This is a genomic window from Sandarakinorhabdus rubra (assembly GCF_010994245.1).
In the GTDB taxonomy this organism is placed as follows: domain Bacteria; phylum Pseudomonadota; class Alphaproteobacteria; order Sphingomonadales; family Sphingomonadaceae; genus Sandarakinorhabdus; species Sandarakinorhabdus rubra.
The window spans coordinates 1-6831 of sequence record NZ_WMHO01000149.1; the positions used below are offsets into that span (position 1 = coordinate 1).

The window sequence follows — 6831 nt, forward strand, 5'->3', positions numbered from 1 at the left end:
CCGGCCCCGGCCGCCGCCGTCCGGCGCATGCCTGCGGCGCGCTTTGGGGGCAGCCCCGGCGCCGTGCTGTACAACAAGGAACTCACCCTGTTGCGGCGCGATCCGGAACTCATCACCCAGATCGGTCAGCAGATGGTGTTCATGGTGCCGGTGGTGGCGCTGATCTTTGCCGATGGCCAGATCACCCCGGAACGCATGGCCAGCGCCGGGGTGTTCCTGGGGGGCGCCCTGGCCTCGTCGCTGGCCTGGCTGATCCTGTGCGCCGAAGACGCGCCTGAACTGATCGCCACCGCGCCGGTTGCCCGTGCCGCCGCGATGCGGGCCAAGCTGGCCGCCGTGCTGACCCCGCCCGCCGTTCTGGTGGTGGCGCTGGCGCTGGTGGTGGCCGTGCGCGCCCCAGCGGCTGCCCTTTTGATGCTGCCCATGGCGGTGGTGGCGGCGCTGGCCACGTCGGCGATGCAGCTCTGGACCCGGGAACCGGCCCGGCGCAGCGCCTTCCGGCATCGCTATCGTTCCTCCCTCTTGATGGCGGTGGGTGAATTCATCGTGCTGGGCGCGGTGGCGGCCGCCACCCGCCTGATCCTTGCCGGCAGCCTGTGGAGCCTGGCGGCCCTGGCCGTCCCGGCGCTGCTGCTGGCCGGTGTGTGGCTGTTCCGGGTAAGGCCTGCCAACTGAGCGGGCCGACTGATTCCGACAGGTGGTGCTTCCGGCCGGGATGGCCGACAGTGCGTCCATGACACGAGAACCCGTTGCCCTGATCGGCGCCGGCTGCTCCGGCTTCACCACTGCCAAGCGGCTGAAGGATGCCGGCATCGCCTTCGACTGGTTCGAGGCGTCTGACCGGATCGGCGGCAACTGGGCCTACAACAACCCCAATGGCATGAGCAGCGCCTACCAGTCGCTGCACATCGACACCTCGAAGTGGCGCCTGCAGTTCGAGGAGTATCCGGTGCCGCCGGACTGGCCGGACTTTCCGCACCACAGCCTGATCGCACAATATTTCAACGACTATGTCGATCATTTCGGCCTGCGCGATCTGGTGCAGTTCGAAACGCCGGTGACCAAGGTGGCGCGGCGCGACGACGGTGGTTGGGACGTGACAACGCGCAAGGGCACCAGGGCCTATGCCGCCGTGGTGGTGGCCAACGGCCATCACTGGAGCCCCAATCGCCCGGTCTGGGACGGCCAGTTCGATGGCGACATCATCCACGCCCATGATTATCGCACGCCGTTCGAGCCGCTGAACCTGATCGGCAAGCGGGTCATGGTGGTGGGGCTCGGCAACAGCGCGGTCGATATCGCCTCCGAACTCGGCCAGCGCAGCATCACGGCCAGATGCCTGGTGTCGACCCGCCGCGGGGTGTGGGTGCTGCCCAAATATTTCAACGGGGTTCCGGCCGACAAGCAGGCGGCGCCGCCGTGGCTGCCGCTGGGCCTGGCGCGCTGGATCGGCCGCCGCAAGATCAAGAGCCTGGTGGGCAACATGGAGGATTATGGCCTGCCCACGCCCGATCACGAGCCGCTGGACGCCCACCCCACGGTGAGCGGCGAGTTCCTCACCCGGCTGGGCAGCGGCGACATCGCCATCAAGCCGGCCATCGCGCGCCTTGATGGCGATGGCGTGATCTTCAGCGACGGCACCCGCGAGGAGGTGGACGCGATCATCACCGCCACCGGCTACAACATCGATTTTCCGTTCCTCGATCCCGACGACGCGCGGGTGACCGACAATCACATCCCGCTCTACAAGCGCATGGTGCAGGCCGATCCGGCGCTGCACGGCCTGTGGTTCATGGGCCTGGCGCAGACGCTGCCAACTCTGGTCAACCTCGCCGAACAGCAGTCAAAGCTGCTCGTCGCCTGGCTGCAGGGCCGCTATGCCCTGCCCTCGCCAGACGAGATGCGCCGGGTGATCGTGGCGGAGGAACGGCGCTACCAGGGCCATTATTATGCCAGCCGCCGCCACACCATGCAGGTGAACTTCGAGCCTTATGTGGCCGATCTCGCTGCCGAGATCAGGCGGGGCCAGAAGCGGCTGGAACAGCAGCGGGCACCTCAACCTGCGTGAGCGGCCGGCGGCCGAGCCAGAAGAACCGCCCCCACAGCAGCAGCGCCGACAGGGTGGAGGCGATGACGATCGCCCAGATGAGGCCATCCACCCCGCCGCCCGACCTGACGCCCAGCCACCAGGCCAGCGGCATCATCACCACGACATAGGAAATGACGTGGATCATCGCCGGCGCCGTGATGTCGGACCGGGCGCGCAGCGATTGGGCCGCCACCACCTGCAGGCCGTCGGCAGCGAAGAACAGGCTCGACAGCACCATGGCGCTGGCGATGCCGGCCAGAACCGCGGCTTCGCGCGAATAGGCCGACGCGATCGCATCCGGGAACAGCCAGACGCCCAGCGACACCAGCAGCAGCACCACCGTGGTGACGCCAAAGCCCTGGCCAGCGGCGCCCAGCATGGCAGCACGGTCACGGGCACCATAGGCCCGGCCAACCAGCACCGAGGTGGCAACGGCCAGGCCCAGCGGCACCATGAACACCAGCGCCGCGACGTTGATCACCACCGCCCACACCGCCACGGCGGTGGCGCTGATCCAGCCGGCGAACACCGCCATCGCCGAAAAGGCCAGGCTTTCGATGAAATAGCTGGCGGCCGCGCCATAGCCCACGCGCCGCATCTGCCGCGCTGCCTCCGGATCCCGCGGGGCCGGGGCCAGCACGCCGAGTTCGCGCGCCCGGCGCCAGCGCAGGATGATGATGGCCAGCACCAGCATCAGGAACAGCCGGCTGGAAAAGGTCGCCCAGCCGCTGGCCACAGCGCCCGAAACGCCAAGGATGTTGCCGCCCGGCACCAGCCACAGGTTGAAGACCAGGTTGACGATATTGGCCGTCCACATGGCGATCATGCCCGGTATGGCGCGGCCATGGGCTTCGAGCCAGAACAGGCCGGCATCGGCAATGATGATCGGGATCAGCGAGATGGCCTGCACCAGCAGCACCGGTGCGGCGCCTTCGGCCAGCCCCGGCGCCAGCTCGAAGGCGATCAGCATGGGCTTGCCGGTGACGGCGAGGAACAGCGTGCTGGCCAGCGCGATCCACGCCGCATAGGCCAGGCCGCGGCGCAGGATGGCGCCGGTATCGGCGGCGCGGCCTTCGCCGATGGCCTGGCTGGTCATCACCTGCACGCCGGAGAGCAGGCCGAGCGCGGTGGTCAGCACCACGCCCGTGACCGCCCAGGCCAGCGCATGGTAACCCAGTTCGGCGGCGCTGTGCTGGCCCACCACGATGGTGTCCACCAGCCCCATCGCCATGATGCCCAGGCGCGACGCGACGACCGGCGCTGCCAGCGTGAGCAGCGCCCTCAGGCCACCCGTGGCGGCGTCATCCGTGTGGGGGCTGCTGCCCGCCATTGCCTGTTGTCCCATTGCCAAAAGCCGCCCGCCATACAGATTTCGGGCGATTCCGGCAAACCTGTCGGGGGGTCAGGTCACCCCTTGCCCATCAGGCGCAGCACTTCGGTGCGGCTGCTGTGATCGTCGCGGAACACGCCGAGCATGCGGCTGGTGGTCATCACCACGCCCGGTGTCATCACGCCGCGCGCCGACATGCAGGCATGGGTCGCCTCGATCACCACGGCGACGCCCAGCGGCTCGAGATGCTGCTGGATGCAGTCCGCCACTTCTGCGGTCAGCCGTTCCTGCACCTGCAGCCGCCTTGCATAGCCGTGCAGCACGCGCGCCAGTTTGGAAATGCCGACCACGCGGTTCTTCGGCAGATAGGCGATGTGGCCCTTGCCGATGATCGGGGCCATGTGGTGCTCACAGTGCGACTGGAACGGGATGTCGCGCAGGATCACGATCTCGTCATAGCCGCCCACTTCGGCGAAGGTGCGATAGAGGTGGACGCCCGGATCCTCGGCATAGCCGCGGGTATATTCGCGCCAGGCCTTGGCCACGCGCTTGGGCGTGTCGAGCAGCCCCTCGCGAGACGGATCATCGCCGGTCCAGCGGATGAGGGTGCGCACCGCTTCCTCGGCCTCTGCCTGCGGGATGGTGTCGAAGGCCGGGGTGCTCAGCGACTCCAGCGGGCCATCATCATCGTCGATGGCAGACGGGGGGCGGTCGGTCATGGCAGGAAACTCCAGCTCGAGGACTGCGCTTGTGGGGCGTCAGCCTGGCCCGCTGCGGCCGGTTGCAAGAGCGCGGATGCGCGAGTGCCGGTTAGGCGCTTGCGCGCTCCGGGTTAAGTCCCTGCTTTGTCGCAGCCCGTTGTCAGGCTGTGCGGATCAACCGGCAGCGCGGGCGCGGCTGGCGCGCTTGCGCTCGTGCGGGTCGAGGTGGATCTTGCGCAGGCGGATGTGGTTGGGCGTCACCTCCACCAGTTCGTCCTCGTCGATGTAGGCGATCGCCTGTTCCAGCGTCAGCTTCTTGGGCGGGCTGAGCTGGATGGCATCGTCCTTGCCGCTGGCGCGGAAGTTGGTGAGCTGCTTGGACTTCAGCGGGTTGACCTCCAGGTCCTCCTCGCGGGCGTTTTCCCCAATGATCATGCCCTGATAGACCGCCTCGCCCGGCGCGATCATCAGCGTGCCGCGCGGCTGCAGATAGCCCAGCGCATAGGCAACCGCCTCGCCATTGTCGGTGGAGATCAGCACGCCGTTCAGGCGGCCTGAGATCGGTCCCTTGTAGGGGCCATACTTCTCGAACAGCCGGTTCATGATGCCGGTGCCGCGCGTGTCCGACAGGAATTCGCCGTGATAGCCGATCAGCCCGCGCGACGGTGCCGAGAAGGTGAGGCGGGTCTTGCCGCCGCCCGAGGGGCGCATGTCGGTCATCTCGGCCTTGCGCTGGGCCATCTTCTCGACAACCGTGCCGGAGAACTGCTCGTCCACATCGATGACGACGGTTTCATACGGTTCGGTGCGGTTGCCCTTCTCGTCGGTGCCGAAGATCACGCGCGGCCGGCTGATCGACAGCTCGAAGCCCTCGCGGCGCATCGTCTCGATCAGCACGCCCAGCTGGAGCTCGCCGCGCCCGGCGACTTCAAAGGCATCCTTCGACGGCAGTTCGGTGATGCGGATGGCGACATTGCCCTCCGCCTCGCGGGCCAGACGATCGGCGATCATGCGGCTGGTCACCTTGGAACCGTCCTTGCCGGCATAGGGGCTGTCGTTGACGCTGAAGGTCATCGACAGGGTCGGCGGATCGATGGGCTGCGCCGCCAGCGCCTCATTGACGCTCTGGTCGGCAATGGTGTCGGCCACGGTGGCCTTGGTCATGCCGGCCAGCGCGATGATGTCGCCCGCCTTGGCCTCGTCCACCGGCACCCGCTCCAGGCCCCGGAAGGCGAAGATCTTGGAGGCGCGGCCCACTTCGGCCACCGTGCTGTCCGGGTTGAGGGCGTGGATCGCGCTGTTCACCTTCAGCGTGCCCGACATCACGCGCCCGGTGAGGATGCGGCCCAGGAAATTGTCCCGGTCCAGCAGGGAGACCAGCATGCGGAACGGCGCATCCGGGTCACCGCTGGGCGGCGGCACATGGCCAACGATGGTTTCGAACAGCGGCGTCAGATCGCCGGAGCGCACGCTGTCGTCTGGCCCGGCATAGCCGCCGCGGCCCGAGGCATAGAGGGTCGGAAAATCGAGCTGGTCGTCGTTCGCGTCCAGCGTCAGGAACAGCTCGAACACCTCGTCCAGCACTTCGGTGGCGCGGGCATCGGGCCGGTCGATCTTGTTGACCACGACAATCGGCCGCAGCCCCAGGGCCAGCGCCTTGCCACACACGAACTTGGTTTGCGGCATCGGCCCTTCGGCGGCGTCGACCAGCAGGATGACGCCATCGACCATCGACAGGATGCGCTCCACCTCGCCGCCGAAATCGGCGTGGCCGGGCGTGTCCACGATGTTGATGCGGTGCGCGGTGCCGGCCTTGTCGGTCCATTCGATGCTGGTGCACTTGGCCAGGATGGTGATCCCGCGCTCCTTTTCCAGATCGTTGGAATCCATCGCCCTTTCCGCCACGCGCTGGTTGTCGCGGAAGGTGCCGGATTGGCGGAACAGCTGGTCGACAAGCGTCGTCTTGCCATGGTCGACGTGCGCGATAATCGCGATGTTGCGGGTGGACATCTGGGGGCTTTCAGGGCAGCGGAGGTGGGAGACGGGGCAGAGCGAGGGCGCGAGGCGACCCTGCGCGGGCTGCCGAACGCCAGCGCCCATAGCCTTTCTACCCCCCCGCCGGCAAGCCGCGCCCGTTACACCCGCCCCCTCACCTCATTGACTTCGCCTGCCAAGCTGGGCCAAGTCTCTGAGAACGTAATCCCCGCTGCAGGGGAAAAGGTTGCCCGATGGTCGAAGAACAGCTTGGCCTGCCCGACACGGCGTCAGCTGGCGCGTCAGCCGGCGCGTCGCTGAGCGTCGGCGCGCTGCTGGCTGAGGCGCGGGCGGAGCGGGGTCGCGAGCTGGCCGATCTCGCGCGCGAAACGCGGGTGCCATTGCGGCACCTGATGGCGATCGAGGCCGATGATCACAGTGCGCTGCCGGCGCTGCCCTATGCGCTGGGCTTCGTGAAGGCTTATGCCCGCGCCGTCGGGCTGGAACCGGAAGCGGTGGGCGCCCGTTTCCGCGCCGAAAACCGGCTGGCCCCGCATGTGCCGGTGGCGTCCAGCCTGGAACCGGTGGACGAGGCAAGGCTGCCGTCCCGCGGGCTGGCCTGGGGCGCGCTGGCGCTGCTGGTGCTGGTGCTGGGCGGGCTTGGCCTTTACGGCAGCGGCGCCTTCGACCCGCCGGCAGACACGGTTGCCGTTGCCAGAAGCGAAACGCCGCCCCGC

Annotated in this window: 6 protein-coding genes; 3 read left to right on the top strand and 3 right to left on the bottom strand. The window is 68.1% G+C overall.

The genetic code is table 11. From position 1 onward, the window contains the following. Both GJV64_RS09890 and GJV64_RS09895 read left to right on the top strand, forming a co-directional pair. Positions 1-675: hypothetical protein (locus tag GJV64_RS09890; protein ID WP_205599588.1), on the top strand; the 675-nt coding region annotated here is incomplete at its 5' end. Between the two features lie 58 nt (positions 676-733). After that, the gene (locus tag GJV64_RS09895) at positions 734-2068 is read left to right on the top strand and encodes a flavin-containing monooxygenase (RefSeq protein WP_164157077.1); all 1335 of its coding nucleotides are present in this window, start codon (positions 734-736) and stop codon (positions 2066-2068) included. Here the strand turns inward: GJV64_RS09895 and GJV64_RS09900 are convergent. The 3 genes from GJV64_RS09900 to typA all read right to left on the bottom strand — a co-directional run bounded on the left by GJV64_RS09900 (position 2016) and on the right by typA (position 6130). Then, positions 2016-3419, bottom strand: a complete 1404-nt coding sequence (locus tag GJV64_RS09900) for an MATE family efflux transporter (RefSeq protein ID WP_164157078.1) — start codon at positions 3417-3419, stop codon at positions 2016-2018. The two genes, GJV64_RS09895 and GJV64_RS09900, sit on opposite strands and share 53 nt — an antisense overlap. 77 nt (positions 3420-3496) lie before the next feature. After that, complete coding sequence (gene folE, locus GJV64_RS09905) at positions 3497-4138, bottom strand: GTP cyclohydrolase I FolE (protein WP_164157079.1); 642 nt, start codon at positions 4136-4138, stop codon at positions 3497-3499. 156 nt (positions 4139-4294) lie between these two features. After that, complete coding sequence (typA, locus tag GJV64_RS09910) at positions 4295-6130, bottom strand: translational GTPase TypA (RefSeq protein WP_164157080.1); 1836 nt, start codon at positions 6128-6130, stop codon at positions 4295-4297. Positions 6131-6348: 218 nt separating this feature from the next. On the opposite strand from typA, the gene GJV64_RS09915 reads away from it, so the two are divergent. Further along, a partial coding sequence (locus GJV64_RS09915) for a helix-turn-helix domain-containing protein (RefSeq protein ID WP_164157081.1) occupies positions 6349-6831 on the top strand: 483 nt, incomplete at its 3' end.

Coding starts and splice junctions, on each gene's coding strand:
- typA (WP_164157080.1), bottom strand. CDS start 6,130: ATGTCCACCCGCAACATCGCGATTATCGCGCACGTCGACCATGGCAAG.
- GJV64_RS09900 (WP_164157078.1), bottom strand. CDS start 3,419: ATGGCGGGCAGCAGCCCCCACACGGATGACGCCGCCACGGGTGGCCTG.
- GJV64_RS09895 (WP_164157077.1), top strand. CDS start 734: ATGACACGAGAACCCGTTGCCCTGATCGGCGCCGGCTGCTCCGGCTTC.
- folE (WP_164157079.1), bottom strand. CDS start 4,138: ATGACCGACCGCCCCCCGTCTGCCATCGACGATGATGATGGCCCGCTG.